Genomic DNA, 25,983 nt, shown 5'->3' on the forward strand with positions numbered 1-25,983 from the left:
CCGGGCCTCCCATGCGCATCGGACTCACCGGCGGCATCGGCAGCGGCAAAAGCACCGTCGCGGCCGCGCTGGTGGAACTTGGCGGCGCGCTGCTCGTCGACACCGACGCCATCTCGCGCGCATTGACGGCCCCGGGCGGGGGCGCGATGGCGGCGATCGAAGCCTGGTTCGGCCGACCGTTCGTTGCCAGCGATGGCGCGCTGGACCGCGCCGCGATGCGCGACCTGGCCTTCCGCGATCCCGCTGCCAAACAGGCGCTCGAAGGCATCCTCCATCCGATGATCGGCGCCGAGACGGCGCGGCAGGCCGCGCTCGCCGTGCCCGGCCAGCGGGTCGTCTTCGACGTGCCCTTGCTGGTCGAGTCGGGCCGCTGGCGACGCCTCGTGGACCGCGTGCTGGTGGTCGACTGCGACGAGTCCACCCAGATCGCCCGGGTGATGGCCCGGTCCGGCCTGAGCGAGGGCGCCGTGCGGGCCATCCTCGCCCAGCAGGCGACGCGGGCGCAGCGTCGCGCCGCCGCCGATGCGGTGATCCACAACGACGGCCTGACCCTGTCGCAACTGCGAGAAGAAGTCGGCCAACTGCTGACCAGTCCCCTGTTCTGACCACCCCTCACCCGGCCAGGGTGATGCATCGGCGCACTGTGGAACAATGGCCCCTTGCCGCAAAGGGATGGTCGACTTGGTCCTCTACGAATATCCGTTCAACGAGAGCATCCGCACGATGCTCAGACTCGAACACCTGTTCGATCGGCTCGGTCAGCTGATGGCGCGCGACACCGCGATGGATCACCACTTCGCGTTGGCCACCATCTTCGAGGTCATGGATGTCGCCTCGCGCGCCGACCTGAAGGCCGACCTGCTCAAGGAGCTGGAACGCCACCGCACGCAGTTCAACGGCTACCGCGGCAATCCCGCGGTCTCGGAAGCGGTGCTGGACGAGGTGGTCGGCCGGATCGACGCCGCGTTCGACAAGCTCAACCAGTTGCCGGGCAAGGCGGGCCACGCGCTCACCACGAACGAATGGCTGATGAGCATCCGGAGCCGGATCTCCATCCCGGGCGGCACCTGCGAATTCGACCTGCCGGCCTACTACGCTTGGCAGCAACTGCTGCCGGTGCGCCGGCGCAATGACCTCATGCAGTGGGCCCAGACGCTGATGCCGATGGCCGAGGCGCTCAACGTCCTGCTTGGCTTGCTGCGGGACAGTGGCTCGCCGCACAAGGTGGCGGCGCACGGCGGCCAGTACCAGCAGAGCCTGCCGCCGGGTCGCAGCTTCCAGCTGCTGCGCATGCGCATTGACCCCAGCTTGGGATTGATTCCGGAAATCAGCGGCCACCGTCTGATGGTTTCGATCCGCCTGATGCGCCAGGACGAGGACGGGCGCTTGAAACCGGCACCCGTCGACGCCACCTTCGAACTCACCCTGTGTTCCTGACAGCCGTACCGTCATGACCGAGCGATTCATCCCCGCCACCCCGGCGCCACGCATCGTCCCCTGCCCGACCTGTGGCGGCGACAGCCTGTTCTCGCCGGACAACCTCTGGCGCCCGTTCTGCAGCGAGCGCTGCCGGCAGATCGACCTGGGCCACTGGTCCGACGAGTCCTTCCGGGTGGCCGCGCCCCCGACGACCGTCGACGAGGACGACGCCTCCAAATGAAAGAACCGGCCCTCGGGCCGGTTCTTCATTGCGCGTCTCAAGCGGGGAGCAACTCCCGCCGCACAAGGTCCTGGCGAGCGAGCTCAGGCGTCGTGAACAGGTGGGTGTGCCACCCGAGTTCCTTCGCCGCGGCGATGTTAGCGGGATGGTCGTCGAGGAAGAGCACCTCGTCCGCCTTCGCGCCGAACTGCGCGAGCGCCAGATCGAAGATGGCCTTCGACGGCTTGGACTCCTTCACCCGGCCCGAGAACACGCCCGACACGAACCAGTCCTTCAGCGGGAAGGTCTGCTCGAGATGGTCCGCATACGGTTCCGGCATGTTGGACAGGAAGTGCAGCGTGTGCCCCTGCGCCTTCAGGTCGCGGATCAGCGCGGCCGTGCCCTCGATCAGCTTGAGTTCCGACGGCACGGCGTCCATCACCGCCACGATCTCCTCGCGCGGCCAGCCGGTGCGGGCGTGGATGCGGTCGGCGGTCGTCGACGCGTCGATCAGCCCCTGGTCGAAGGCGCCCCAGTCGCCGCTGTAGGCCTGGAAGAAATGCTTGGCGACCTCGGCGCCCTCGATCTCATCGGGAACGCGATGGGCCCAGACGCGGGCCAGGAAACTCGGCGGATGCCAGTGGAACAGCACCGCGCCGAAGTCGAACACGATCTTCATCTGAGGGGATCTCTACTGCTGAGGGAGAAGGGGATCAGCCGCGCACCTTGGCGAGCAGCCCGGCGGTCGAGCCGTCCAGGCCCGTCGCGTCGCCGGAGCTCAGGCGCGGTAGCAGGCTGTTGCACAGCGCCTTGCCGAGTTCGACGCCCCACTGGTCGAAGCTGTTGATGTTCCAGATCGCGCCGCTGACGAACACGCGGTGCTCGTACAGCGCGATCAGCGCGCCCAGCGACGACGGCGTCAGCGCGTCCAGCAGCAGCGTCGTGCTCGGACGGTTGCCCGGGAAGCTGCGATGGCGGGCGAGCACCTCGGGATCCAGATCCTTGGATGCGGTGGGTGCCGACTCGGCGCGCGCGGCCTCGGCGGTCTTGCCCTGCATCAGCGCCTGCGACTGCGCCAGGCAGTTCGCGAGCAGCTTGACGTGCTGGTCCTTGAGCTTGTCCAGCAGTTCACCCCGCACGTGGTCACCGAAGTTGGGCGTCTTCACCGCGATGAACTCGACCGGGATCACGTCGGTGCCCTGGTGCAGCATCTGGAAGTAGGCATGCTGGCCATTGGTGCCGGCCTCGCCCCAGACCACCGGGCTGGTGCCGAAGCTCAGCGGATCGCCGGCGCGGTCGACGCCCTTGCCGTTGCTTTCCATCTCCAGCTGCTGCAGATAGGCCGGCAGCCGGCGCAGGCCCTGGTGATACGGCGCCACCGAGCGGCTGCTGAAGCCATGGAAATTGCGGTACCAGACGTCCAGCAGGCCCAGCAGCACGGGGAGATTCTTCTCGAGCGGCGCGCTGCGGAAGTGCTGGTCCATCGCATGCGCGCCGGCCAGCAGCGCGCGGAAGTTGGCCGAGCCCACCGCGATCGCGATCGGCAGGCCGATCACCGACCACAGCGAGTAGCGGCCGCCGACCCAGTCCCAGAAACCGAAAGTCGTATCGATGCCGAACTCGGCCGCGGCCTTGGCGTTGCTGGTCGTCGCGGCGAAATGCCGCGCGATGTCGGTGCCGCCGCTGTTCAGGAACCAGGCCTTGGCGGCCATCGCGTTGGCCAGCGTCTCCTGCGTCGTGAAGGTCTTGGACGCGACGATGAACTGCGTCGTCTTCGGATCGAGACCGCGCAGCACCGGGGCCAGGTCGTGCCCGTCCACGTTGGAGACGAAATGCAGCTTCAGCCCCGCCGGCACATACGACTGCAAGGCCTGCACCACCATCGCCGGACCGAGGTCCGAGCCGCCGATGCCGATATGCACGACATCGGTGATGCCGCTGCTGGCCTGGTCACGCACCCGATCGGCGAAGGCGAGCATGCGATCGAGCGAGGCCTGCACCTCGTCCGAGAACGGCCCCTGGCCGGCCGGCGCGCGCAGCGCCGTGTGCAGCACCGCGCGACCCTCGGTCGCATTGATGGGGTCGCCGTTGAAGAGCGCCTCGCGCTGCGACTCGAGCTTCACGTCCCGGGCCAGCTGCAGCAGCAGTTCCAGCGTGCGGGCGTCGATGCGGTTCTTCGACAGGTCCGCGAACACCTCCGGCGCCTGCAGCGACCAGGCCACAAAGCGGCCAGGGTCGGCCGCGAAGGCCTGGCGCACGTCGAACGCGCGGCCGGATTGCTGGAAATGGCTTTGCAGGGCTGCCCAGGTCGGGCTGCGGTCGCAACGCGGGGACTCGGTCATCGCAGGCTTTCGATCATCTGGTCCAGCTTGCCGGCGTCGGCGGCAAACAGGCGGATGCCTTCGGCCAGCTTCTCGGTGGCCATGGCGTCCTGGTTGAGGGCGAAGCGGAACGCCGCTTCGTTGAAGGAGACCTTGGGCAAATCCAGCGCCTTGGCCGCGTCCGCGTCCAGCGCGTGCGTCAGCGGGGCCTCGCTGGCCTGCAGCTGGGCCAGCAGGTCGGGGCTGATGGTCAGCAGGTCGCAGCCGGCCAGCGCCTGGATCTGGCCGACGTTGCGGAAGCTCGCGCCCATGACCTCGGTCTTGATGCCCTGCTTCTTGAAGTAGTTGTAGATCGCCGTCACCGACTTCACGCCGGGATCGTTCGCGCCGGCGTTGGCCGCTTCGTCCCAGTTCGCGCCGGCGGACTTCTTGTACCAGTCGTAGATCCGGCCGACGAAGGGCGAGATCAGCTGGATGCCGTTCTCGCCGCAGGCCACCGCCTGGCAGAAGGAGAACAGCAGCGTCAGGTTGGTGCGGATGCCTTCGAGCTCGAGCTCGCGCGCGGCCTGGATGCCTTCCCAGGTCGAGGCGATCTTGATCAGCACGCGCTCGCGGCCGATGCCGGCGTCCTCGTACATCTGGATCAGGCGGCGCGCGCGGGCCAGCGTCGCGACGGTGTCGAAGCTCAGGCGCGCGTCCACCTCGGTCGACACACGGCCCGGCACGACCTTCAGGATCTCCAGGCCGAAGGCGACCAGCACCTTGTCGACCACCAGGTCCAGCGCGTCGGTCTTGTTGGCGGCGACGGTGTCCTCGAGCAGGTGGGCATAGTCGGGCGACTGCACCGCCTTGAGGATCAGCGACGGATTGGTCGTCGCGTCACGCGGAGTGAACTGGGCCAGTTGCTTGAAGTTGCCGGTATCGGCGACGACGGTGGTGAAAGCCTTGAGTTGTTCGAGCTGGTTCATGTGCGTGGACGCCTGGGAGGGTCGGGAACGGGACGGAGCGCGTCGGGGTATGCGCTTTGCCCCTCGACGCAGACGGGGAAACCCCCTATTAGAACTGCTTGTGGTCCGCTGCCCGGAGGCTCCGCGCACGTTGACCGGCCCAAGAAACTGGGGCATCATAATTCCGGTAACTCCGTTACATCAAGACATCGCCAACAACTCTTACGCCCGGATGCGGGCGCCGCGCTCATGTCCTTCGATCTCGTCTTTTTTGGTGGCACCGGTGACCTGACCTGGCGCAAGCTGATGCCCGCGCTCTTCCAGGCGTTCCGGCACGGCAAGCTGCCCGAGGGCGGCCGCATCCTGGCCGTCGCGCGCGACGACCAGTCCGACGAGCGCTACCGCGAGTGGCTCAAGGAGCGCTTCCAGGAAGTCGAGGCCGGCAAGCGGCCCAACGACGAGGAGTTCGCCCGCTTCTCCGAGCTGGTGCATTACCGCCGCATGGACCTCTCGCAGCCGGACCATTACGCGCGCCTCAAGGAGTGGCTGGGCGAGCGCAATGCCGACACCGTGGTCTTCTACCTGGCCACCAGCCCGCACCTGTTCACCCAGATCTGCCAGCAACTCGGCGCCGCCGGCCTGAACGGCGACAAGGTGCGCGTCGTGCTGGAAAAGCCGCTGGGCCACGACCTGGCGAGCGCGCAAGAGATCAACCGCGTGGTGCGCTCGGTGTTCGCCGAGACGCAGGCCTTCCGCATCGATCACTACCTGGGCAAGCCCTCGGTGCAGAACCTGATGGCGCTGCGCTTCGGCAACGCGCTGTTCGAGCCGCTGTGGCGCCGCGAGAGCATCGCCAACATCCAGATCACGCTGGCCGAAGGCCTGGGCGTCGGCACCCGCGGGCCGTTCTACGACGGCACCGGCGCGCTGCGCGACATGATCCAGAACCACGCGCTGCAGCTGCTGACGATGATCGCGATGGAGGCGCCCTCCTCCAACGACGCCGACGCCATCCGCGACGAGAAGCTCAAGGTGCTGCGCGCGCTCAAGCCCTTCACCGCCGAGAGCGTCGCACGCGACGTGGTACGCGGCCAGTACCGCGCCGGCAATGTCGATGGCAGGCAGGTGCCGGGCTACCTCGACGAGGGCAAGATCCCCGCCGACAGCCACACCGAGACCTTCGTCGCGCTCAAGACCGAGATCCAGAACTGGCGCTGGGCCGGCGTGCCCTTCTACCTGCGCACCGGTAAGCGCCTGGCGGCGCGCGACGCGCAGATCGTCATCAACTTCCGTCCGGTGCCGCATCCGATCTTCCCGGGCGGCAGCTGCCCCAACCGGCTGATCATCAAGCTGCAGCCCGAGGACGGCCTGGAGCTGCAGCTGATGGCCAACAAGGGCGGCTCCAGCAACGAGGCGCTGAGCCCGGTCTCGCTGGACCTGGACTTCGACAAGGCCTTCGCCCACACCCGCGTGGGCGCCTACGAGCGGCTGCTGCTGGACGCGATCGCGGGGCGCCTGAACCTGTTCGTGCGCAGCGACGAGCAGGAGCAGGCCTGGCGCTGGGTCGAGCCCATCCTCAACTTCTGGAAGCAGGACAGCACCGGCCCGCGCACCTACGTCGCCGGCAGCTGGGGCCCGCCGGCCTCGAGCGCGCTGGTGGCGCGCGACGGCCATTCATGGATCGAGGAATGCTGACGCGATGAGCATGCTCGAACGCATCAAGGCCGCGCTGCCGGCACTGCCGCCGGCGGAGCAGCGGGTCGCCAAGCTGCTGCTGGCGGATCCGCGCTCGTTCGCGAACCTGCCGGTCAGCGAGCTCGCCGACCGCTCGCACGTGAGCAAGCCCACCGTCGTGCGCTTCTGCCGCAGCGTGGGCTACGACGGGCTGGCCGACTTCAAGCTGAAGCTGGCCGGCAGCGTCAACGAGGGCGTGCCCTTCGTGCACCGCGCCGTCGACGAGGACGACAAGCCCGGTGACCTGATCGTCAAGGTGGTGGACAACGCGGTGGCGGCGCTGCTCCATTACCGCAACGACGCGGCGAGCCATGCCTTCGAGCGCGCCATCACGGCGCTGTCGGAGGCGGCGCGCCAGCACCGCCGCATCGAGTTCTATGGCGTCGGCAACTCCGGCATCGTGGCGCAGGACGCGCAGCACAAGTTCTTCCGCCTGGGGGTGAACACCTTCGCGTGCAGTGACGGCCACGTCCAGCTGATGAGCGCGACCATGCTGGACAGCGGCGACTGCGCGGTGATCATCTCCAACTCGGGCCGCAGCCGCGACCTGATGGACGCCGCCGAGATCGCCCGCAAGAAGGGCGCGACGACCATCATCATCACCGCCAGTGGCTCCCCGCTGGCGCAGATGGGACAGCTGCCCGGTCAGGTGCTGCTGGCCGTCGACCACCCCGAGGACTACGACCGCTACAGCCCGATGGTGTCGCGGCTGCTGCACCTGATCGTGGTGGACGTGCTGACCACCGGCGTCGCGCTGCGCCTGGGCGAGAACCTGCGGCCGATGCTGCAGGAGATCAAGCGCAACCTGCGGACCAAGCGCTACGCGCAGTAGGCGGCCGGTCCGCACCCGGCGCCCGGCGCCCGGCGCCGAAAGCGGCCACCCAGAAAGCCGACGGGCCGCTGATCGCGGCCCGTCGTCATTGGTGCTGGCTCGTCATGCCATCTCGGCGGGCGCCGCGACGTCAGGCCAGAACAGATGCTCCAGCGCGTACACCCGGGCCAGTTCACGCAACTCGCGCGGCGCCTGCTGCAGCGTCAGCTGCCAGCCGTCCTGGCCGCACAGGCGCAGCGCGCTGAGCAGCAGGCTGAGCGCGGCGGAGTCGAAGTCGTTCAGGCCGCTCGCGTCCAGCGTGATGCCGCGACCGGCCGCATTGCCGACCTGCGCCAGTTCGGCGCGCAGCGCGCCCTCGAGCCGCGCCCATTCCTCGGGCGCGTTGTCCAGGCGCAGCCGCGACGGCAGCTTGAGCATCGCCTCAGCCCTTCTTGGCGGCGGAGGCGGCCGGCGCGGGGCGGGCGTTGCGCTCGGCCAGCGACTTGATCAGGCCGTCGATGCCCTTGGCATTGATCTCCTGCGCGAAGCTGTTGCGGTACTGGTCGGCCAACCAGATGCCCAGCACGTTCACGTCATAGATCTTCCAGCCGCCGTCGGTCTTCTCGACGCGGTAGTCGAGCTGGATGGGATCGCCCTTGCCCCGGATCTCGGTGCGCACGACCACCTCGGTGTCCTCCGGCGCGGCGCGCATCGGCTTCATCGCGATGGTCTGGTCCTTCACCTGGGTCAGCGCGCCGGCATAGGTGCGCACCAGCAGGGTCTTGAACTCGTCCTGCAGGCGCTGCTTCTGCTCGGGCGTAGCCTGGCGCCAGAAGCGGCCCACGGCCGAGGAGGTGATGCGCTGGAAATCCACGTGCGGCATCACCTTGGTGTTGACCAGCTCCATGACCTTGTTGACGTCGCCAGCCTGGATCGCCTTGTCGCTCTTGACGGCGTCCAGCGTCTCGATGGACAGCTGGCGGATCAGTTGATCCGGCGTCGAGTTGTCCGCGGCGAACGAGGCCAGCGGGCTCAGCGCGGCGATCGACACGATCGCGTTCAGCAGCAGTCGTTTGGTGGCATTCATGCTTGTCCTTTCTCTCTCTTCATGACACGGACCGGCCCACAACGTGGCAGGTCCGGTGCCGGTTCACCGGCCACCCCCGCGGGCGTTACCGGTTGTTGCCAGGATCAGCGGTCGCCCTGCGGGTTGACCGGCTTCTCGTCCGGGGTGATGACTTCGTAGTCGTCGTCATCGTCTTCCTGCTGTTCCTTGTGGGACTTGATGTTGCGACGCTGCAGGTAGGCGTCGCGGACGAAGGTGTACTTGTCCAGCGCGATGCCATCCAGCATGTCGGTCACCCGCAGCAGGTTGGCACGGGTGTTGATCACCTGCAGCGCGGTGATCGCGAACTTGTATTCGCCGTCATCGAAGAGATAGGCCGGCGAATAGTAGGCGTTGACCGGCAGCGCCACCGAGTCCCGCAGCGAGGACGGGCCCAGCAGCGGCCACACGATGTAGGGCCCGGTCTTGACGCCCCAGTAGCCGAGCGTGCGACCGAGGTCCTCGGAGGTCTTCTCCAGGCCCGCCGGCGTGGCGATGTCGATCAGGCCGGCGATGCCGAACACCGAGTTCACCGCGACACGCATCGTCTGCGACGCGCCGTTCTTGAAGCGCCCCTGCAGGAACAGGTTGACCGCCGACCAGGCGTCCGAGAAGTTGCCGAAGAAGTTGTCGACCGCCTGGCGCGCGGGTTGCGGCACGAGATCCGAATAGGCCGTGGCGACCGGGCGCAGCACGTGCTCGTCCAGCTTCTCGTTGAAGTTGAAGACCTTGCGGTTCCAGCTTTCCCAGGGATCCAGGCGGTTGCGCACGCGCGGACCCGGCGCCGGCGCATCCGCCGCGGCTGCGGCCGCACCGGCCTGCCCCGCCGCAGCCGGCTCGGCGGCCGAACCCGACGGGGCCGAGGCGGCTTGATCCTGGCCTTGCGCCGATGCTTCGTCCGCGGCGCTCACCGCCGCCTTGTCCGCGGCATCGACGTCGGCGGCGGCTTGTCTCAGTTCGGCCGGCACGGGGGCCGACAGGGCCAGCGGCGTCGCCAGCGTCACGTCCAGTGGCGGCGCGATCGCCGGGTCGGCCTGGAACTGGGCCATCGCGGGCGCCGCGGCGCCCAGGAGCGCCGCGCTCAGCAGCGCGGCCGCGAGGTCGGTCCGTCGCGCTCCGAGCGCGGGACCGGTCGTGGTGGTGGTCATTGTTTCTCTCCCGAGGCCGGCGCCGCGGAGGCATCGGCCGCCTTGTTATAGAGGAACTGGCCGATCAGGTTCTCCAGCACCACCGCCGACTGCGTCTGCGTGATGATGTCGCCCGCGGCGAGGTTCTTTTCTTCCGCACCCGGCTCCAGTCCGATGTACTGCTCGCCCAGCAGGCCGGAGGTGAGGATCTTGGCCGAGCTGTCCTTGGGGAACGCGACGCCCTGGTTCATGTTCAGGATCACGCGGGCCTGGAAGCTCTTGTCGTCGAAGGCGATGCTGCCCACGCGGCCGACCACGACGCCGGCGCTCTTGACCGCCGCGCCCGGCTTGAGGCCGCCGATGTTGTCGAACTTGGCGGTGACGGTGTAGGTGTCCTGGAAGTTGAGCGTCAGCAGGTTGCCCGCCTTCAGGGCCAGGAACAGCAGGGCCGCGCCGCCCAGCAGCACGAAGAACCCGACCAGCGCGTCATAACGAGAGGATTGCATCAGGCAACTCCAGAAGAACTCTTGATTTCAGTTGTCGGTTCGATGGTCCGCGCGCCGCGCGTCAGATCGAGAACATCATGGCGGTCAGGATGAAGTCCAGGCCCAGCACAGCCAGCGAGGACAACACCACGGTGCGCGTCGTCGCCTGCGACACGCCTTCGGGGGTGGGTTTGCAGGCATATCCCTGCAGCAGCGCGACGAAACTGACGGTCACGCCAAACACGACGCTCTTCACGAAGCCGTTGCCGACGTCCTTGAACACGTCGACGCCGCCTTGCATCTGCGACCAGAACGAACCGGCATCGATGCCGATCAGCGGCACGGCGACCAGCCAGCCGCCGATGATGCCGACGGCCGAGAACACCGCCGCCAGCAAGGGCATCGCGATGAAGCCGGCCCAGAAGCGCGGCGCCAGCACGCGCTGCACCGGGTCGACCGCCATCATCTCCATGGCGCTGAGCTGCTCACCGGCCTTCATCAGGCCGATCTCGGCGGTCAGCGAGGTGCCGGCCCGGCCGGCGAACAGCAGGGCCGCCACCACCGGTCCCAGTTCGCGCACCAGGCTGAGGGCGACCAGCAGGCCGACGGCCTCGGCCGAGCCGTAACGCTGCAGGGTGTAGTAGCCCTGCAGCGCCAGCACGAAACCGACGAACAGCCCGGACACGCCGATGATGGACAGCGAGCGGTTGCCGAGGAAATAGATCTGCTCGCGCACCAGCGCGAAGCGGCGCAGGCACGCGCCCAGGTGCAGCAGCAGGGCGCCGAGCAGCCGCGCCGACCGGCCCCAGTCGCCGAGCTTCAGGCGCAGGCCGCGCCCGATGGAGGTCGCGAGGCCGATCATGCGGAGATCTCCTGGGGCAGCCCGAAGTCTTCGCGCACCGGCTTGGCGGGCTGATGGAAGCGCACCGGACCGTCGGACTCGGCATTGACGAACTGGTGCACCAGCGGATCCTGGCTGTGACGCAGCTCCTCCGGCGTGCCCTGGGCGACGACGCCGCCGTTGGCGACCATCACCACGTGGTCGGCGATGCCGAAGGTTTCATGGATGTCGTGCGAGACGATGACGCTGGTCAGGCCGAGCGCGTCGTTCAGGTCGCGGATCAGGCGGGCGGTGACGCCCAGCGAGATCGGATCCAGGCCCGCGAAGGGCTCGTCGTAGAGCACCAGGTCGGGATCCAGCGCGATGGCACGCGCCAGCGCGACCCGGCGCGCCATGCCGCCGGAGACCTCGTTGGGCATCAGGTCACGGGCGCCGCGCAGGCCGACCGCGTTGAGCTTCATCAGGACCAGGTCGCGGATCATCGGCTCGGGCAGGCGGGCGTGCTCGCGCAACGGGAAGGCGACGTTCTCGAACACGCTGAGGTCGGTGAACAGAGCGCCGAACTGGAACAGCATGCCCATGCGCCGGCGCTGGGCGTAGAGCTGGGTCTGGTCCATCGGCGCCAGGTCCTGCCCGTCGAACAGCACTTGCCCGGACTGCGGGCGCAGTTGTCGGGTCAACAGCCGCAGCAGCGTCGTCTTGCCGCCGCCGGAGGATCCGATCAGCGCCATCACCTTGCCGCGCGGCAGGGTGACGTTGACGTCCTTCAGGATGACCCGGTCGCCATAACCGACAGTCACGCCCTTCACCTCGATCAGCGGGCGGGCGTCAGGGGAGGAAGAGGGATCGGTGAATGCCATTTCTTGGAATAGATCCGGGACGATGCCGGGCGGCAGGCGTCCGGGAGCCGGGATCATAGGGTAAAGCCCGAATTGATGCCGGAGGACACCTGGGGCGGGGTGGCGATATGCGACAGCCCGATGAAGGGGGATTGACGCCGGGATCGAGGGCTTCGCGACGCGTAACCGCTGGTCACAATGGGCCCGCGTGCGTGGCTTGCCGGTGGGCGGGGCCGGTGCGCGAGACGCCCGGCGACGCTTGCACAAGGCGTCGACGGGCGCCAAACCGTGACGGACGTCACAGTCCAAGGCCGCCGCGAGACGGGCGGAATCCGAGGCACGACGAGCGGCCTCGCCTTCCAGGGGCGGCTGCCGATAATTTCAGCAAACAGGAGCGCTTATGTTCGGGAACTTTTCGTCGCCGGCTCGCCGGTCCACGTCGCGTGGCTTCACGCTGATCGAGTTGATGATCGTGGTGGCGATCGTGGGCATCCTGGCGGCGATCGCGCTGCCGAGCTACCGGTCGTACTACATGCGCGGCGCCCTCGCCGACGCGGCCACCGGCCTGACGATGATGCGGGCCGACATGGAAGCCTACTACCAGAACTTCCGCACCTATGCGGCCAGCGGTTCGGCCACGCCGCCGTGCTCGACGCCTCGCAAGAACGGCAAGTTCACGATCGGCTGCGACGCGCCAGGCGCCAGCTCCTACACGCTGAAGGCCACCAGCACCGAAACGCTGCTGAAGGATTTCGTCTTCACCGTCGACCAGGCGGACAAGCGCCAGACCACCGGCGCGCCCACGGGCTGGAACACCTGCACCAGCCGGTGGGTGATGGTGAAGGGTGAAGCATGCTGAGGACGAAGGGCCGCGCGTCACGCGGGTTCTCGTTGATCGAGCTGATGATCGTCCTGGCGATCATCGGCCTGACGACGGCCCTGGCCGCGCCGACGATGAGATCCTGGGCCACCAACGCCCAGATCCGGACCGCTGGCAGCGGGTTGTCCACCAGCCTGCGCAACGCGCAGGCCCAGGCCATCAACTCCTACCAGCCGGTGGTCTTCTACCGCACCGACGATTCCAGCTGCGCGCTCAACTCGACCGCGTCCGCCACGGGCCGATTCTGGGTGGTCCAGCTGATCGCGAACCCGTTGATCACCCAACCCGCGCCCACGCAGCCGCTCCAGTGCGGTTCGGTGACGGATGCGACCTCCAACATCACCATCACCGGACCGACGGCAGTCTGCTTCGGCCCCAACGGGCGGCCCGTGATGCTCAACGCCCCGGTGGCCGGCGCCTCCTGCAACGTCAATGCCGATGGCAACTCGATCTACTGGATCGACTCCAGTTCGACAGCCGCCAATCAGAAGAAGCTGTCCGTCTGGGTGACCCTGGGCGGGACGGTGCGTCTGTGCGACCGCGAGCGTCTGCTGTCGGACTCCGAACCCGACGGCTGTGAAGCCGTCAACAAGGCGGCCACCGAATGAACACCTTCTCACCAAGTCGCGCGCGGCGCCCTTCCCGGGCGCGCGCCCGAGGCATGACGCTGATCGAATTGATGGTCGCGATGCTGGTCATGACGATCGGCATCGTGGGCCTGGTCGCGCTGATGGCCCGTGCCTCGCAGGCCAGTTCCGGCGCCGATGAAAACCAGCGTGCGGCCACCCTGGCCTCGGAAATGGCCAACGACATGTGGCTCTACAACACGAGCCTGCCGCCCACCATCGCTGCATGGCAGGCGCGCGTCTCGGCCTCCGGCCTCGTCGGCGCGAAGGGCGATGTTGCCGATGCGCCGGTCGGGACGCTCGCGAACACCAAGCGCATCACGATCACGTGGAAGACGCCTGCCGGCGATGCGCGTACGTACTACACCGACGTGCGATTGAACTGACCATGACGATGCATCGCCGTCCCCTCCTCCGCCGTGGCGCCATGCGCGCGGCCTTCGGCTTCACCCTGGTCGAGCTGCTGATCTCGATGACGATCGGCCTGGTGCTCATGGCCGCGCTCGGCATCATGATGAACGCCTTCGACAAGTCGAAGCGCCAGAGCGCCACCACTTCCGACCTGGCCCAGAACAGCGGCTACCTGTCCTACGACCTGGACCGCCAGCTGCGCAGCATCGGTTCCGGCCTGTTCCAGAACCAGGCCCTGAGCTTCGGCTGCCCGCTCGATGTCGCGCGCAATGGCGCGCCGATCCTGCCGCGCCAGTCGGCTTTCCCCGCCCCGTTCCAGAACGTTCCGGGGGCCGTGGCGGCGATGCCCATCGTTGTCTATGCGGGACTCGGATTCGACGCGAAGTTCGGCAACGGTCCGTCCGACGTCATCCAGATCATGACCACCTCCGCGGGCATGAGCGAAGCGCCCCAGGAAGTGGTCACCGGCACCGTGCAGGTGAACGCCTTCAACATGAACAACACGCTGGGCCTTCGCGGCGGCGACCTGCTGATGCTCACCGAGCTCTCGCGCCGCTGCCTGATCACCCAGGTGGCGCCGAACTTCGTCGGCTCCGCCGCCCCGGGCGTGCCGCTCGACGGCCCCTACTACGCGGCCGCGGTCGGGACCAACAACCTGGTCAGCTACGGCGTGTCCAGTCCCTTGAGCGTGACCAACCTCGGCAACATCAATGGCAACCAGCCCCATTTCCAGCTGATCGGCATCAATGACAAGCGGCAACTGGTCGCCTACGACATGCTGCAGATGAACAACATCCCCAATGCCGACCTCCCGGTGCCGCTGGCCGACAACGTGATCGACTTCCGCGTGCGCTTCGGGGTGGCGCCCGCGGGCAACGGCGTGATCACGAGCTGGGTCAATCCGTCCGCCGCTCCCTACAACGCCGCCGGACTGACCGCGACCCCGGCACTGGGCGCCGACATCGTGGCCGTGAGCATCTCGATGCTGGTGCGCGGGGACCGGATCGAGCGCGACAAGGAATACGTCTCGCCCGGAACCTTCACCATGTTCTCCGCCTTGCCGGCGGCGATGCAGACGACGATCAAGCTCCCCGAGGCCGAGCAGCTTCGCCATTACCGCCTCATCGAACTGACGGTGCCGGTGCGCAACGCCATCCTGACGGCTCCCGCGCGTCCGGTGCCGCCTTGAGCGGACCGTCCCCGTCCGCCGCCGTCCCCATCCCGAGGCCTCCCATGCGTTCCACCGCCCCGACCCTCCCCAAGCGCCAGCGCGGCGTGATCATGGTGATCGCGCTGATCACCCTCGCCGTGCTTCTGATCGGCGCCGCCGCCGCGATGAAATCGATGAACGTGACGCTGGCCAGCGTCGGTTACTTCGGCTTCAAGCGCGAGATGACCAACCAGAGCGAACGCGCCATCCGCCTCGCCAGCACGGCCCTGTCCCCTGGCGGCGCCCTGGCGCTGACCTCGGCGCGCTGGACCAGCAACGCGGCACAGAACTACAGCGCGACGATGCTCCCGAGCGACGCTTCCGGCATTCCGCTGGCGCTGCTGGACACGACCACCGGCGGCGGGCTGTCCGGCCTGGGCAGCTCGGCCAACGAGATCAAGCTGGCCAGCGACAACGTCACCGTCCATTACCTGATCGACCGGCTGTGCTTGAACACCGGCGCCTTCGATCCGGCCAACTGCCAGATGCTGGGCCGGGCCAACAACTTCGGGGCCAAGCCCGGCAATCCGAAGCCGCAGCCCCAACCGACCTATCGCATCACCGTGCGCGTCACCGGCCCGCACAACGCGTACTCGTTCTATCAGAGTACGTTCACCACCTTGAACTGATCAGAGGCCCTCGATGTTCCCCTCTCGTCTTTCCTTGCGCCTGAGCGGCGCCGCGGCCTTGTTGGCCGCGATGTCGATCGCCAATGCGCAGACCGTGCTGGCCGACAAACCGGTGTTCGCCTCCGTCGCGGTGCCGGGCAACCTGGCCCTGGCACTGTCGGTGGAATATCCGACCGCCGTGAGCAACGCCCACACCGACGCGACCTACAACCCGGCGTCGACCTACCTCGGGTACTTCGACCCCAACAAGTGTTACGACTACAGGAAGTCCACGACCGCGATCCCGGTGGACCACTTCGCGCCGACGGCCAAGGCCGCGAGCCACGTCTGCAGCAAGAAGTGGAGCGGCAACTTCCTGAACTACGCCACCATGCAGACCATCGACCCGTTCCGGTGGGCGCTGACCGGTGGGTCGCGGGTGGTCGACACGACGACGGCCACCGTCCTGCAGAAGGCCTATGCCAGCGGCCAGGGCAACACCGGCAACTTCCCCGACCGCTCCATCACCTCGCAGACCATCGTCGCCGGCGCCACGCCACTGGTGGATCAGAACGGCAACGCCTGGAACGGCCTGAAGATGCGTATCCAGGGCCTTGGCGTGAGCATGCGCATCTCCAACAGCGGAGACAACAACAGCGGCAACCCCACGGCCTTCGATCCCACGTCGTCCTCGTGGAACGGCGGCGTCTCGTATCTGGTCGACATCCGCGTCCGCGTCTGCGACAACACGCTGAGCTCGGCGAACAACAGCTACCTGGAACAGAACTGCAAGCCTTACGCCAACAACACGATCTACAAGCCGGAGGGTCTGATTCAGGACTACGCCAGCCAGATCCGGTTCAGCGCGTTCGGCTATCTCAATGACGCCACCCTGGGCCGCGATGGCGGCGTTCTGCGCTCGCGCCAGAAGTACGTCGGTCCGACCAAACCGGTGCCGGGCGGCGATCCCGTCGCGAACGCGCAGCGCGAATGGGATCCGAACACCGGCATCATGGTGGACAACCCCAACGTCGACGCGAGCGCGAACATCAACGACGTGGCGGACATGGCCGCCTACTACGGGGTCAACGTCAGTTACAGCGGGGTGATGAACTACCTGAACAAGTTCGGCGCCTCGGGTTCGTACAAGACCTACGACCCGGTCAGCGAACTCTATTACGCCGCGTTGCGCTACTACCGCAATCTCGGCAACGTCGCCAGCTACTCCGCTCCCAGCAGCAAGACCACGCGGGCCGCGCAGGCCGACGGTTTCCCGGTGATCTCCAACTGGGGCGACCCGATGGAGTATTCCTGCCAGAAGAACTTCATCCTGGGCATCGGCGACGTCAACACCCACGCGGACCGCAACCTGCCGGGCGCGACCGGCTCCTCAGAGCCGACCAAGCCGACCGAAGTGACCGACGACAAGGCCTTCGATGCCGTCGAATGGACCAACCGCGTGGGCAAGCTCAGCGGCGTCAATGCCTCGCTGGGCAATGTCCAGGGCTATAACGGCTGCTGCAACAACAACGGCGCGCTGATCGCGGGCATGGCGTACTGGGCCAACTCGACCGACATCCGCCCGGACGCGGAATCGGACAAGAACTCGGCCGGCATGCAGACCGTGCAGACGTACTGGCTGGACGTGCTCGAGTTCGGCGCCTACAAGTCCAACAACCAGTACTACCTGGCCACGCGCTACGGTGGCGCCAACCTGCCGACGGACTTCAACCCGCTGACCCGCACGACGGACCTGACGCAAGGCTGGTGGCACACCGGCGACAGCAGCGACACCGTCGGCGGTCAACTGCGCCCCGACACCTACTTCACGGCCGCCAAGGCGGACCAGATGGTGAGCGGCCTGTCCAACGCATTCGCGAGCATCGCCTCGCGGATGAAGGCGTACTCGACCGCCTTCAGCACCGCCTCGCAGCAGATCACGGCCGCCGGCGTGGCCAGCTACGCCACTCAGTACGACGCCAAGCAGTGGACCGGCGAGGTCATTGCCAGCACGCTCAGCGCCGCCAACGGCAGCACCGCCACCACGCAGGTCGAGGCCTGGCGCTTCTCCACCAAGCTGGCGGCTCAACTCGCCGGCACGGGCTGGAAGGACGACCGTCGAGTGGTGACCTACAACACCGACACCAAGAGGGCGGTGCGCTTCCAGAAGACCTCCAGCGTGGGCTCCGCTCAGCAGGCCGGCCTGGTCACCAGCTACAACACCACCGACACCACCGACGAGTATGTGAACTACCTGCGCGGGGACCAGTCGAACGAGGGCACCGGCAAGTACCGCACCCGCTCGTCGCTGGTAGGCGACATCGTCAACTCCAAGGTCACCGTGGTCGCTCAACCGTCGATGAACCTGTCGGAAGGTGCCAACCCTGGCTACGCGGCGTACAAGGCGGCTGTCGCCACCAAGAAGCGTCCGAACTACCTGGTGGTGGGCACGAACGCGGGCATGGTGCACGTGATCGATGGCTCGCTGACCGGAAGCACCGCCGGCCGCGAGATCTTCGCCTACATTCCGGGCGCGCTGTTCGCCGGCCCCAGCAACCCGGCCACACCGGGCACCGACGGCCTGGCCATCCTGGGCAATCCCAACTTCAACCACCGCTTCTTCGTCGACGCCCGTCCGACGGCGATGGATGTGGACTTCGGCTATGTCGATGGCCAGCGCGGTGCCGCCGATTGGCACACGATCGTCGTCGGCGGCCTGGGCAAGGGCGGGCGCAGCGTCTACGCGCTGGACCTGACCGACCTGTCGGACGTCACCAGCGAAGACGATGCGGTGCGCAAGGTGCTGTGGGAGTTCACCGCGCCGGACATGGGCATGCTGTTCGGCGAACCCGTGATCACCAAGACGGCCACGCACGGCTGGGTGGTGCTGGTTCCGACCGGCCACAACAATGCTTCCGGCAAGGCCCGCATCTACGTGCTCAACCCGAAGACCGGCGCGATCATCACGACGATCAGCGCGGACGCGCTGTCCGACGACGCCTCTGCCGGCGATCCAGCCGGTCTGAACCAGCTGACGCCGTTCTATCCCGACCTGTCGACGCTGGTGGTCGAGTCGGTCTACGGCGGCGACCTGCGCGGCAATGTCTGGCGTGCGGACCTGCGCTCCGGCAGCAATGGCTATCCCAACCTGGTGAAGGTGGCTCGCGCGGTCGGTCCGAACAACACGCCGCAGCCGATCACCACGGCGGTCGTGCCCATCGGCGATACCAACACCTACCGTCGGTTCCTGGCCTTCGGCACCGGCAAGATGCTCAATGCCAACGACATCAACAGCACGCAGCTGCAGCGTCTGTACGGCGTCGTCGACGGCACGGTCGCCAAGTTCAGCAATTCGGGCGACGCGCCGACCAACAACGTGTTCCCGATCACCTCGGCCAACCTGGTGCAGCTCACGGACCTGACGCAGAAGGCGAGCATCGACTACAAGGTGAAATCGGGCTGGTACTTCGATCTGCCTTCGGGCTACCGCGTGCTGAATGACCCGACCTACTACCTGAGCTTCGCCGCCTTCTCCGCGACGCTGCCGTCGACGGCCGATGCCTGCAACCCCGGTGGTGTCAGCCGTGTCTACCTGATCGATCTTTCCAGCGGTCAGACGCAGTTCGCCAACAACGCGGCCTACCTGGATCCGGGCTTCGCCGTCACGGACATGCTGTTCGTGAAGACGGACGAGGGCGTGGACCTGGTCCTCAGCGGGTCGACTCCCTCGTCGCCCAAGACGACCTGCGATGCGAAGGATCCGACGTGCAACGTCTGCCCCCCGGGCGATCCGCTGTGCCGAAGCAAGCCCAACCAGGGCTCGGCGGTCGGCGCCAAGATCCTGAACTGGCGCGAAATCCCGCTGCGCAACAGCACGAACGGCGCGCTCTGATCGCCCGCTCCACAACCGAAGCCCGGCGGCACCCGCCGGGCTTTTTTTCGTCTTGCCAGCCGCTCGCTACGGCTCCGTGGGCATGAAAAAACCCGCTGTCTCACGACAGCGGGTTTTCGCTTTCTGGATCCGGCTGATCAACGCGGCAACGCGCTGTCCCCCATCAGGAACTCATCGACCGAGCGTGCCGCCTGCCGGCCTTCGCGGATGGCCCAGACCACCAGCGACTGGCCGCGGCGCATGTCGCCGGCCACGAACACCTTCGCCGCGTTCGTCTTGTAGCCGCCGTTGAAATCGGTGGTCGCCTTGGCGTTGCCGCGGGCATCCTTGGTGACGCCAAAGGCATCGATGATCGACGCGACCGGGCTGACGAAACCCATCGCCAGCAGCACCAGGTCCGCCTTCAGGACCTGCTCGCTGCCCGGAACCTCGACCATCTTGCCGTTGGACCACTCCACGCGCACCGTCTTCACGCCGGTGACCTTGCCCTTCTCACCGAGGAATTCCTTGGTCGCGATCGCGAATTCGCGCTCGCAGCCTTCCTCGTGGCTGGACGAGGTGCGCAGCTTGATCGGCCAGTAGGGCCAGGTCAGCGGCCGGTCCTCGACCTCCGGCGGCTGCGGCATCAGCTCGAACTGGGTGACGCTCTTGGCGCCGTGACGGTTGCTGGTGCCGACGCAGTCGCTGCCGGTGTCGCCACCGCCGATCACGATGACGTGCTTGCCGTCGGCGCGCAGCTGGTTCTTCAGCTTGTCGCCAGCGTTGACCTTGTTCTGCTGCGGCAGGAACTCCATCGCGAAATGCACGCCGGCCAGGTCGCGGCCCGGCACCGGCAAGTCGCGCGATTGCTCGGCGCCACCGGCGAGCAACACGGCATCGAACTTCTCGGTCAGTTCATCGGCGGTGACCACATCCTTGGCCCAGTTGGTGACCTTGGATCCCTCGGGCAGGTGGGCCACCATGACTCCGGTGCGGAACACCACGCCCTCCGCTTCCATCTGCTGGACGCGACGGTCGATGTGGCTCTTCTCCATCTTGAAGTCGGGGATGCCGTAGCGCAGCAGGCCGCCGACACGATCGTTCTTCTCGAACACGGTGACGCTGTGGCCCGCGCGCGCCAACTGCTGCGCCGCGGCCAAGCCGGCCGGGCCGGAACCCACGACCGCCACCGTCTTGCCGGTCTTGACCTTCGCAGGTCTGGGCGGTACCCAGCCCTCGGCCCAGGCGCGGTCGATGATCGCGTGCTCGATCGACTTGATGCCCACCGCGTCGTCATTGACGTTGAGCGTGCAGGCGGCCTCGCAGGGGGCGGGGCAGATGCGGCCGGTGAACTCGGGGAAGTTGTTGGTCGAGTGCAGCACCGCGATGGCGCTCTTCCAGTCAGCATCGCCTCCCCGGTACACCAGGTCGTTGAAGTCCGGAATGATGTTGTTGACCGGGCAGCCGCTGTTGCAGAACGGCGTTCCGCAGTCCATGCATCTGGCGCCCTGCTGCTTCGCCTGCTCGACGTTCAGGCCGATGACGAATTCCTTGTAGTTCTTGAGACGCGCCTCGACGGGCTCATAGCCCTCTTCCAGACGTTCGTACTCCATGAAGCCGGTGACTTTTCCCATGGCGGCTCGCTCCTGAATTCCTGAATCTCTTGCGACTTCGATGCGACGGATCAGACCTTGGCCTTGGCGGCGGGCGCCTTGGCGTGGGCGATCGTGGCGGCGGCTTCCTTGGCGGCACCCAGCTCGCCCAGCGCGCGGCGGTACTCCGTCGGGAACACCTTCACGAACTTGGCGCGCGACTCGGCCCAGTGGTCCAGGATGTCGCGGGCGCGCTGGCTGCCGGTCCAGCGGTGGTGATCCTCGATCAGCTTCTTGAGGATCGCCTCGTCGGTGCGGGCCTCGCCATCGCCGAGCTTGTGCCAGATCGCCCTGTCCATCGTGGCTTCCTGCTCGTGCGCGGGCAGCAGCTTGTCCAGCGAGACCATCGCCGTGTTGCAGCGCTTGGCGAACTGGCCATCCTCGTCGTAGACGTACGCGACGCCACCGCTCATGCCGGCGGCGAAGTTGCGACCGGTCTTGCCGAGAACGGCGACGGTGCCGCCGGTCATGTACTCGCAGCCGTGGTCGCCCGTGCCCTCGACGACCGCGGTTGCGCCGGACAGCCGCACCGCGAAGCGCTCGCCCGCGACGCCGCGGAAGAAGGCCTCGCCCTTGGTCGCGCCGTACAGCACGGTGTTGCCGACGATGATGTTCTTCGTCGCGTCACCCCGGAAGTCGATCGACGGGCGCACCACCACGCGGCCGCCGGACAGGCCCTTGCCGGTGTAGTCGTTGGCGTCGCCGATCAGGTAGAAGGTGATGCCCGGCGCCAGGAAGGCACCGAAGCTCTGGCCACCCGTGCCTTCCATCTGGATGAAGATGGTCTGGTCCTCCAGCCCTTCCGGACGACGGCGGATCAGTTCGCCCGACAGCATCGCGCCCACCGTCCGGCGAACGTTGGTCACTTCCTGCATGAAGCGCACCTTCTCGCCTTTCTCGAAGGCGGGCAGGCACTTCTCGATCAGCTTGACGTCCAGCGCGCGGTCCAGGCCGTGGTCCTGGTGATCGTTGTGCAGGCGGGCCACGTCGGCCGGCAGTTCCGGGCGATAGAAGACGCGGGTGAAGTCCAGGCCCTTGGCCTTCCAGTGGCTGATGCCCTTCTTCGTGTCGAGCAGGTCGGCGCGGCCGATCAGCTCATCGAACTTGCGGATGCCCAGCTGCGCCATGATTTGGCGCGCTTCCTCGGCCACGAAGAAGAAGTAGTTGACGACATGCTCGGGCTTGCCGCTGAACTTCTTGCGCAGCACCGGATCCTGCGTCGCGACGCCGACCGGGCAGGTATTCAGGTGGCACTTGCGCATCATGATGCAGCCCTCGACCACCAGCGGCGCGGTCGCGAAGCCGAACTCGTCGGCGCCCAGCAGCGCGCCGATGACGACGTCGCGGCCGGTCTTCATCTGGCCGTCGGCCTGCACGCGGACGCGGCCGCGCAGGCGGTTCAGCACCAGCGTCTGCTGCGCTTCGGCCAGGCCCAGTTCCCACGGCGTGCCGGCATGCTTGATCGACGACCACGGCGACGCGCCGGTGCCGCCGTCATGGCCGGCGATCACGATGTGGTCGGCCTTGGCCTTGGCCACGCCCGCCGCGATCGTGCCCACGCCGACTTCCGAGACCAGCTTGACCGAGACGTCGGCGCGCTGGTTGACGTTCTTCAGGTCGTGGATCAGCTGCGCCAGGTCCTCGATCGAATAGATGTCGTGGTGCGGCGGCGGCGAGATCAGGCCCACGCCCGGCACCGAATGGCGCAGGAAGCCGATGTAGTCGGTGACCTTGCCGCCGGGCAGTTGACCGCCCTCGCCGGGCTTGGCGCCCTGGGCCATCTTGATCTGAATCTGGTCGGCGCTGACCAGGTACTCGGTCGTGACGCCGAAGCGGCCCGACGCGACCTGCTTGATGCGCGAGCGCATCGAGTCGCCGTCCTGCAGTTCGTAATCGACCTCGACGACCTTGCTGCCGACGACGTCCGACATCTTCGTGCCGGCCGTGATCTTGATGCCCTTGAGCTCATTGCGATACCGCGCCGGGTCTTCGCCGCCCTCGCCGGTGTTGCTCTTGCCGCCGATGCGGTTCATCGCGACGGCCAGCGTCGCGTGCGCCTCGGTCGAGATCGAGCCCAGCGACATCGCACCGGTGGCGAAGCGCTTGACGATCTCGGCGGCCGGCTCGACCTCCTCCAGCGGGATCGCCTGGGTCGGGTCGAACTTGAACTCGAACAGGCCGCGCAGCGTCATGTGGCGGCGGCTCTGGTCGTTGATCAGCTGGGCGTATTCCTTGTACGTGTCGAACTTGCCCGATCGCGTGCTGTGCTGCAGCTTGGCGATCGCGTCGGGGGTCCACATGTGCTCCTCGCCGCGGGTGCGCCACGCGTATTCGCCGCCGGCGTCCAGCATGTGCTCCAGCACCGGGTCGTCGCCGAACGCGGCGCGATGCAGCCGCAGCGCTTCCTCGGCGACTTCGAACACGCCGATGCCGCCGACCTGCGTCGGCGTGCCGCGGAAGTACTTCGCGACGAAGTCGGACTTCAGGCCGATGGCCTCGAAGATCTGCGCGCCGCAATAGGACATGTAGGTCGAGATGCCCATCTTGGACATGATCTTCGACAGCCCCTTGCCCACCGCCTTGATGTAGTTGTAGATCGCCTTGTCGGCCGACAGCGCCGCCGGCAGCTCCGCGCTCATCGCCTGCAGCGTCTCCAGGGCGAGGTAGGGATGGACCGCTTCGGCGCCGAAGCCCGCGAGCACCGCGAAATGGTGGACCTCGCGTGCCGTGCCGGTCTCGACGACCAGGCCGCAGGTGGTGCGCAGGCCTTCGCGGACCAGGTGGTGATGCACCGCCGACAGCGCCAGCAGCGCCGGGATGGCGACCCGGTTCGCGCTCAGGTGACGGTCCGTGATGATGAGGATGTTGTGGCCGCCCTTGATGGCGTCCACGGTTTCAGCGCACAGCGAGGCCAGCTGCGCCTCCACGCCCTCGCGGCCCCAGTCCAGCGGGTAGGTGATGTCGAGCTCGTAAGGCTTGAACTTGCCGTTGGTGTGGTGCTCGATCGCACGCAGACGAGCCATCGATGCGAAGTCCAGCACCGGCTGCGTCACCTCCAGGCGCATCGGCGGGTTCACCGCGTTGATGTCCAGCAGGTTGGGCTTGGGACCGATGAAGCTGTTCAGCGACATCACGATCGCTTCGCGGATCGGGTCGATCGGCGGGTTGGTGACCTGCGCGAACAGCTGCTTGAAGTAGTTGTAGAGCGGCTTGTTCTTGTCGGACAGCACGGCCAGCGGGCTGTCGTTGCCCATCGAGCCGATGCCTTCCTCGCCGTTCGCGGCCATCGGCGCGAGCAGGAACTTCACGTCTTCCTGGGTGAAGCCGAAGGCCTGCTGGCGGTCCAGCAGCGAAGCGGGGAACACCGGCGCGGCCGCTTCCGGCGCGGGGATCTCGTCGAGCTTGACCCGCACGTTCTCGATCCACTGGCGGTAGGGACGCGCGTTCGCGTACTGCGTCTTCAGTTCCTCGTCGTCGATGATGCGGCCCTGCTCCAGATCGATCAGGAACATCTTGCCGGGCTGCAGGCGCCACTTCTGGACCACCCGCGATTCCGGGATGGGGAGCACGCCGGATTCGGAGGCCAGCACGACGAGGTCGTCATCGGTGACCCAGTAGCGGGCCGGACGCAGGCCGTTGCGGTCCAGCGCGGCGCAGACCTGGCGACCGTCGGTGAAGACCATGGCGGCGGGGCCGTCCCACGGCTCCATCATCGCGGCGTGGTACTCGTAGAACGCGCGACGGCGTTCGTCCATCCACTCGTGCTGCTCCCAGGCCTCGGGAATCATCATCATCGCGGCGTGCGCGAGCGGGTAACCCGACATCGTCAGCAGCTCGATGGCGTTGTCGAAGGTGGCCGTGTCGGACTGGTGTTCGAAGCTGATCGGGTACAGCTTCTTCAGGTCGTCACCCAGCACCGGCGACTTCATGACGCCTTCGCGGGCGCGCATCCAGTTGAAGTTGCCCTTGACGGTGTTGATCTCGCCGTTGTGGGCCACCATCCGGTACGGGTGGGCCAGCGGCCACTCGGGGAAGGTGTTGGTCGAGAAGCGCTGGTGCACCAGCGCGATCGCGGAAACCACGCGCGGGTCGGCCAGGTCGCGGTAGTACTTGCCCACCTGGTCGGCCAGCAGCAGACCCTTGTAGATGACGGTGCGGCAGCTCATCGACGGCACGTAGTACTCGCGGCTGTGCGTCAGATGGAGCGCCTGGATCGCGCTGGAGGCCGTCTTGCGGATCACGTACAGCTTCCGCTCGAGCGCGTCGGGGACGATGATGTCCGGGCCACGGCCGATGAAGATCTGGCGAATGATCGGTTCCTTCTCGCGCACGGTCGGCGACATCGGCATGTCGCGGTCCACCGGCACATCCCGCCAGCCCAGCAGCACCTGGCCCTCTGCCTTGATCGCACGGGCAAGTTCCTGCTCGCAAGCGAGGCGCGAGGCGTGCTCCTTGGGCAGGAAGATCATGCCGACGCCGTACTCGCCCGGCGGGGGCAGCGTGACGCCCTGCTGGGCCATCTCGGCGCGATAGAACTCGTCGGGGATCTGGATCAGGATGCCGGCGCCATCACCCATCAGCTTGTCCGCACCGACGGCACCGCGATGGTCCAGGTTCTCCAGGATCTTCAGGCCCTGCTGGACGATGTGGTGGGCCTTCTGACCCTTGATGTGGGCCACGAAGCCCAGGCCGCAGGCGTCCTTCTCGTTGGCGCCGTTGTACAGGCCATGGGCGGCCAGCTCGCGGATCTCGGTCGCGGACGGGCCGGCTGTCGGCAACGTGGCGGAAACCGCGTCGGCGGTCGTGGCGGGGGACGACGATTGCGCTGCGCGCGGATCTTGAGCTGCCGACATCGGTGGCCTCCTGAACTCTCGAA

Annotated in this window: 22 protein-coding genes; 11 read left to right on the forward strand and 11 right to left on the reverse strand. The window is 67.2% G+C overall.

Annotated elements, in window-relative coordinates; all coding sequences use genetic code 11:
* Positions 1 to 11 precede the first annotated feature (11 nt).
* The 3 genes from coaE (at position 12) to BM393_RS14150 (ending at position 1,660) form a co-directional block, all read left to right on the forward strand.
* Positions 12 to 605, forward strand: a complete 594-nt coding sequence (coaE, locus tag BM393_RS14140; RefSeq protein WP_091727154.1) for a dephospho-CoA kinase — start codon at positions 12 to 14, stop codon at positions 603 to 605.
* Between the two features lie 76 nt (positions 606 to 681).
* Positions 682 to 1,437 (forward strand): cell division protein ZapD, encoded by a 756-nt coding sequence (gene zapD / locus BM393_RS14145; protein ID WP_091731524.1) that lies wholly within the window; start codon positions 682 to 684, stop codon positions 1,435 to 1,437.
* Between the two features lie 13 nt (positions 1,438 to 1,450).
* Positions 1,451 to 1,660 carry a DNA gyrase inhibitor YacG gene (locus tag BM393_RS14150; protein WP_091727156.1) on the forward strand — a complete coding sequence of 70 codons (210 nt, stop codon included), beginning with the start codon at positions 1,451 to 1,453 and terminating at the stop codon, positions 1,658 to 1,660.
* A gap of 37 nt (positions 1,661 to 1,697) precedes the next feature.
* Here the strand turns inward: BM393_RS14150 and BM393_RS14155 are convergent, their stop codons facing one another.
* From BM393_RS14155 to tal, 3 genes are read right to left on the reverse strand one after another with little or no spacing between them, the layout of a single operon-like run.
* A complete protein-coding gene (locus BM393_RS14155) occupies positions 1,698 to 2,318 on the reverse strand; it encodes an HAD family hydrolase (RefSeq protein WP_091727158.1) in 621 nt (206 codons plus the stop codon).
* Positions 2,319 to 2,352: 34 nt separating this feature from the next.
* A complete protein-coding gene (gene pgi, locus BM393_RS14160) occupies positions 2,353 to 3,981 on the reverse strand; it encodes a glucose-6-phosphate isomerase (RefSeq protein WP_091727160.1) in 1,629 nt (542 codons plus the stop codon).
* Positions 3,978 to 4,928, reverse strand: coding sequence for a transaldolase (tal, locus tag BM393_RS14165; protein ID WP_091727162.1), 951 nt, complete (start codon positions 4,926 to 4,928; stop codon positions 3,978 to 3,980). Before tal ends, pgi begins: the two co-directional genes overlap by 4 nt.
* Positions 4,929 to 5,156: 228 nt before the next feature.
* Between tal and zwf the strand changes: the two genes are divergently transcribed.
* Entirely contained in the window at positions 5,157 to 6,602 is a 1,446-nt protein-coding gene (zwf, locus tag BM393_RS14170; RefSeq protein ID WP_091727164.1) for a glucose-6-phosphate dehydrogenase, read from the forward strand.
* A gap of 10 nt (positions 6,603 to 6,612) precedes the next feature.
* On the forward strand, positions 6,613 to 7,473 hold the full coding sequence (locus tag BM393_RS14175) for a MurR/RpiR family transcriptional regulator (protein WP_067065809.1): 861 nt from the start codon (positions 6,613 to 6,615) through the stop codon (positions 7,471 to 7,473).
* Positions 7,474 to 7,575: 102 nt separating this feature from the next.
* Here BM393_RS14175 and BM393_RS14180 read toward each other — a convergent pair whose 3' ends face one another.
* The 6 genes from BM393_RS14180 to BM393_RS14205 all read right to left on the reverse strand — a co-directional run bounded on the left by BM393_RS14180 (position 7,576) and on the right by BM393_RS14205 (position 11,870).
* Positions 7,576 to 7,890 carry an STAS domain-containing protein gene (locus BM393_RS14180; protein WP_091727166.1) on the reverse strand — a complete coding sequence of 105 codons (315 nt, stop codon included), beginning with the start codon at positions 7,888 to 7,890 and terminating at the stop codon, positions 7,576 to 7,578.
* A gap of 4 nt (positions 7,891 to 7,894) precedes the next feature.
* Positions 7,895 to 8,539: a phospholipid-binding protein MlaC gene (locus BM393_RS14185; RefSeq protein WP_091727170.1), complete on the reverse strand. Its 645-nt coding sequence runs from the start codon at positions 8,537 to 8,539 to the stop codon at positions 7,895 to 7,897.
* Positions 8,540 to 8,643: 104 nt separating this feature from the next.
* On the reverse strand, positions 8,644 to 9,705 hold the full coding sequence (locus tag BM393_RS14190; RefSeq protein WP_091727174.1) for a VacJ family lipoprotein: 1,062 nt from the start codon (positions 9,703 to 9,705) through the stop codon (positions 8,644 to 8,646).
* On the reverse strand, positions 9,702 to 10,190 hold the full coding sequence (gene mlaD / locus BM393_RS14195) for an outer membrane lipid asymmetry maintenance protein MlaD (RefSeq protein WP_091727179.1): 489 nt from the start codon (positions 10,188 to 10,190) through the stop codon (positions 9,702 to 9,704). The genes BM393_RS14190 and mlaD overlap by 4 nt, the downstream gene beginning before the upstream one ends.
* A 61-nt stretch (positions 10,191 to 10,251) precedes the next feature.
* The gene (gene mlaE, locus BM393_RS14200; RefSeq protein ID WP_091727184.1) at positions 10,252 to 11,031 is read right to left on the reverse strand and encodes a lipid asymmetry maintenance ABC transporter permease subunit MlaE; all 780 of its coding nucleotides are present in this window, start codon (positions 11,029 to 11,031) and stop codon (positions 10,252 to 10,254) included.
* Positions 11,028 to 11,870, reverse strand: coding sequence for an ABC transporter ATP-binding protein (locus BM393_RS14205; protein ID WP_091727188.1), 843 nt, complete (start codon positions 11,868 to 11,870; stop codon positions 11,028 to 11,030). Before BM393_RS14205 ends, mlaE begins: the two co-directional genes overlap by 4 nt.
* Positions 11,871 to 12,249: 379 nt before the next feature.
* On the opposite strand from BM393_RS14205, the gene BM393_RS26180 reads away from it, so the two are divergent.
* From BM393_RS26180 to BM393_RS14235, 6 genes are read left to right on the forward strand one after another with little or no spacing between them, the layout of a single operon-like run.
* Entirely contained in the window at positions 12,250 to 12,708 is a 459-nt protein-coding gene (locus BM393_RS26180; protein WP_091727192.1) for a type IV pilin protein, read from the forward strand.
* Positions 12,702 to 13,337 carry a GspH/FimT family pseudopilin gene (locus tag BM393_RS14215; protein ID WP_091727195.1) on the forward strand — a complete coding sequence of 212 codons (636 nt, stop codon included), beginning with the start codon at positions 12,702 to 12,704 and terminating at the stop codon, positions 13,335 to 13,337. Before BM393_RS26180 ends, BM393_RS14215 begins: the two co-directional genes overlap by 7 nt.
* Positions 13,334 to 13,741, forward strand: a complete 408-nt coding sequence (locus tag BM393_RS14220; RefSeq protein WP_091727198.1) for a prepilin-type N-terminal cleavage/methylation domain-containing protein — start codon at positions 13,334 to 13,336, stop codon at positions 13,739 to 13,741. The genes BM393_RS14215 and BM393_RS14220 overlap by 4 nt, the downstream gene beginning before the upstream one ends.
* A gap of 41 nt (positions 13,742 to 13,782) precedes the next feature.
* Positions 13,783 to 14,955: a PilW family protein gene (locus tag BM393_RS14225; protein ID WP_183482522.1), complete on the forward strand. Its 1,173-nt coding sequence runs from the start codon at positions 13,783 to 13,785 to the stop codon at positions 14,953 to 14,955.
* A 44-nt stretch (positions 14,956 to 14,999) separates the two neighbouring features.
* Positions 15,000 to 15,605 carry a hypothetical protein gene (locus tag BM393_RS14230; protein ID WP_091727204.1) on the forward strand — a complete coding sequence of 202 codons (606 nt, stop codon included), beginning with the start codon at positions 15,000 to 15,002 and terminating at the stop codon, positions 15,603 to 15,605.
* A 13-nt stretch (positions 15,606 to 15,618) separates the two neighbouring features.
* Positions 15,619 to 19,476 carry a pilus assembly protein gene (locus BM393_RS14235; RefSeq protein WP_091727208.1) on the forward strand — a complete coding sequence of 1,286 codons (3,858 nt, stop codon included), beginning with the start codon at positions 15,619 to 15,621 and terminating at the stop codon, positions 19,474 to 19,476.
* 137 nt (positions 19,477 to 19,613) lie between these two features.
* Here BM393_RS14235 and BM393_RS14240 read toward each other — a convergent pair whose 3' ends face one another.
* Together BM393_RS14240 and BM393_RS14245 are read right to left on the reverse strand one after the other, a co-directional pair.
* Positions 19,614 to 21,089 (reverse strand): glutamate synthase subunit beta, encoded by a 1,476-nt coding sequence (locus tag BM393_RS14240; protein WP_091727211.1) that lies wholly within the window; start codon positions 21,087 to 21,089, stop codon positions 19,614 to 19,616.
* Positions 21,090 to 21,139: 50 nt separating this feature from the next.
* On the reverse strand, positions 21,140 to 25,960 hold the full coding sequence (locus tag BM393_RS14245) for a glutamate synthase-related protein (protein WP_091727213.1): 4,821 nt from the start codon (positions 25,958 to 25,960) through the stop codon (positions 21,140 to 21,142).
* Positions 25,961 to 25,983 lie beyond the last annotated feature (23 nt).

This window comes from Mitsuaria sp. PDC51, from assembly GCF_900113225.1.
Classification (GTDB): Bacteria; Pseudomonadota; Gammaproteobacteria; order Burkholderiales; family Burkholderiaceae_C; genus Roseateles.

Excerpts from the sequence above, each read along its gene's own strand:
- BM393_RS26180 (WP_091727192.1), top strand. The coding sequence starts at position 12,250 with ATGTTCGGGAACTTTTCGTCGCCGGCTCGCCGGTCCACGTCGCGTGGC.
- BM393_RS14185 (WP_091727170.1), bottom strand. The coding sequence starts at position 8,539 with ATGAATGCCACCAAACGACTGCTGCTGAACGCGATCGTGTCGATCGCC.
- BM393_RS14180 (WP_091727166.1), bottom strand. The coding sequence starts at position 7,890 with ATGCTCAAGCTGCCGTCGCGGCTGCGCCTGGACAACGCGCCCGAGGAA.
- mlaE (WP_091727184.1), bottom strand. The coding sequence starts at position 11,031 with ATGATCGGCCTCGCGACCTCCATCGGGCGCGGCCTGCGCCTGAAGCTC.
- BM393_RS14150 (WP_091727156.1), top strand. The coding sequence starts at position 1,451 with ATGACCGAGCGATTCATCCCCGCCACCCCGGCGCCACGCATCGTCCCC.
- BM393_RS14205 (WP_091727188.1), bottom strand. The coding sequence starts at position 11,870 with ATGGCATTCACCGATCCCTCTTCCTCCCCTGACGCCCGCCCGCTGATC.
- BM393_RS14155 (WP_091727158.1), bottom strand. The coding sequence starts at position 2,318 with ATGAAGATCGTGTTCGACTTCGGCGCGGTGCTGTTCCACTGGCATCCG.
- coaE (WP_091727154.1), top strand. The coding sequence starts at position 12 with ATGCGCATCGGACTCACCGGCGGCATCGGCAGCGGCAAAAGCACCGTC.
- BM393_RS14230 (WP_091727204.1), top strand. The coding sequence starts at position 15,000 with ATGCGTTCCACCGCCCCGACCCTCCCCAAGCGCCAGCGCGGCGTGATC.
- BM393_RS14190 (WP_091727174.1), bottom strand. The coding sequence starts at position 9,705 with ATGACCACCACCACGACCGGTCCCGCGCTCGGAGCGCGACGGACCGAC.
- BM393_RS14235 (WP_091727208.1), top strand. The coding sequence starts at position 15,619 with ATGTTCCCCTCTCGTCTTTCCTTGCGCCTGAGCGGCGCCGCGGCCTTG.
- BM393_RS14245 (WP_091727213.1), bottom strand. The coding sequence starts at position 25,960 with ATGTCGGCAGCTCAAGATCCGCGCGCAGCGCAATCGTCGTCCCCCGCC.
- BM393_RS14220 (WP_091727198.1), top strand. The coding sequence starts at position 13,334 with ATGAACACCTTCTCACCAAGTCGCGCGCGGCGCCCTTCCCGGGCGCGC.
- BM393_RS14240 (WP_091727211.1), bottom strand. The coding sequence starts at position 21,089 with ATGGGAAAAGTCACCGGCTTCATGGAGTACGAACGTCTGGAAGAGGGC.
- BM393_RS14215 (WP_091727195.1), top strand. The coding sequence starts at position 12,702 with ATGCTGAGGACGAAGGGCCGCGCGTCACGCGGGTTCTCGTTGATCGAG.
- pgi (WP_091727160.1), bottom strand. The coding sequence starts at position 3,981 with ATGACCGAGTCCCCGCGTTGCGACCGCAGCCCGACCTGGGCAGCCCTG.
- BM393_RS14225 (WP_183482522.1), top strand. The coding sequence starts at position 13,783 with ATGCGCGCGGCCTTCGGCTTCACCCTGGTCGAGCTGCTGATCTCGATG.
- mlaD (WP_091727179.1), bottom strand. The coding sequence starts at position 10,190 with ATGCAATCCTCTCGTTATGACGCGCTGGTCGGGTTCTTCGTGCTGCTG.
- zwf (WP_091727164.1), top strand. The coding sequence starts at position 5,157 with ATGTCCTTCGATCTCGTCTTTTTTGGTGGCACCGGTGACCTGACCTGG.
- BM393_RS14175 (WP_067065809.1), top strand. The coding sequence starts at position 6,613 with ATGCTCGAACGCATCAAGGCCGCGCTGCCGGCACTGCCGCCGGCGGAG.
- tal (WP_091727162.1), bottom strand. The coding sequence starts at position 4,928 with ATGAACCAGCTCGAACAACTCAAGGCTTTCACCACCGTCGTCGCCGAT.